The 1,292-nt window shown below is 59.7% G+C and carries 1 protein-coding gene; it reads left to right on the top strand.

The annotated features are described in order from the left end of the window. Positions 1 to 419: 419 nt before the first annotated feature. On the top strand, positions 420 to 1,292 hold an 873-nt coding region (gene coxB / locus EN991_RS36655), incomplete at its 3' end, for a cytochrome c oxidase subunit II (RefSeq protein ID WP_164769682.1).

Here is a 1,292-nt window from a genome sequence, read left to right as displayed (position 1 = left end):
ACCATGCGCCATGCGTCGAGCGAACGGTACCGCTCGGTTGCGCGGCGTTCGCCGTGCCGGACACGATCGCGGACAAGCCGATGCCAGACAGGGCGGCGAAAAAGATGACCTTCGCCCAGTTTCTCGAAAACCGAGAGTTTCTCGAAAGCCAGTAATTCATGACGGCTCCATTGCGAATCACGGCACTTTAAGCCGCGCCAAAGCCAAGTAAAGGACGAGACCGCACCAGGTCTGCCCCGAAAAAGCCAATACGGCGCTTTTCCCTGCCAATTTCGCCCGAATTGCGACGTTCGGCACGTGCGGCCCGCGGGAATGCCGCTGTGGGTTCAATGTAGGCGATTCGGGGCTGCCGCGGCTGCCTCCAAAGGCACATCCGGGCTTGCGCGCAAAAATGCCGCACGGTTTCGTCCGCTCCTTTCTTGCGGAGGGAAAAAGAGTATGGTTTGAACCAGCTTGAAACTGTCGGGATTCCCGTCCCGGCATTGTTCGTTATTCTCGTGGGTACCACAGCGAGGAACTGGGAGACGATGAGGGCGATGAGAAATTTCCTGGCAAACGCCAAGGTTCCAGCAAGTGCCAAGTTTCTAAGTGCTTGTGCCGCTATCACGTTTTTCGCCGGCGCATCCGCCCATGCCGACCAGCCCAAGAACTGGGAGACAACCTTCCAGGCGCCGGCGACCGACATGATGCGGCAGATCGAGTGGTTCGGGAACTACACGATGTGGTTCATCGTCCCGATCACCATCCTGGTGCTGATTCTTCTCGCCTATTGCATCATCAGATTCCGCGCGAGCGCCAACCCGGTTCCGTCCAAGACCAGCCACAACACGTGGATCGAGTTGATCTGGACGATCGGACCTGTCGTCATCCTGCTCCTCATCGCTATCCCCTCGTTCCAGTTGCTGACCGCGCAATACACGCCGCCGGAAGAAGCAAAGCTGACCGTCAAGGCGACCGGCAACCAGTGGAACTGGGACTACGAGTACCAGACCGACAACACGCTCTCTTTCAACTCCGCGATCCTCCAGGACGCCGAACGCGCCGCTGCCGGCAAGGAGGACCGCAAGGTCTACCCGCGCCTGCTGGCCGTCGACAACGAGCTGGTCGTGCCGGTCAACACCATGACCCGCGTGCTCGTCACCGCGACCGACGTGATCCACTCCTTCGCCATGCCGTCGTTCGGCATCAAGATCGACGCCGTTCCGGGTCGCACCAACGAGACCTGGTTCAAGGCGGAGAAGGAAGGTATTTTTTACGGCCAGTGCTCGCAGCTCTGCGGCAAGGACCATGCC

The sequence above is a fragment of the Mesorhizobium sp. M7A.F.Ca.US.005.03.2.1 genome (assembly GCF_003997795.1).
Taxonomy (GTDB): domain Bacteria; phylum Pseudomonadota; class Alphaproteobacteria; order Rhizobiales; family Rhizobiaceae; genus Mesorhizobium; species Mesorhizobium ciceri.
Note: the sequence above shows the minus strand (reverse complement) of the source record. Positions and strands in the feature narration are given on the sequence as shown.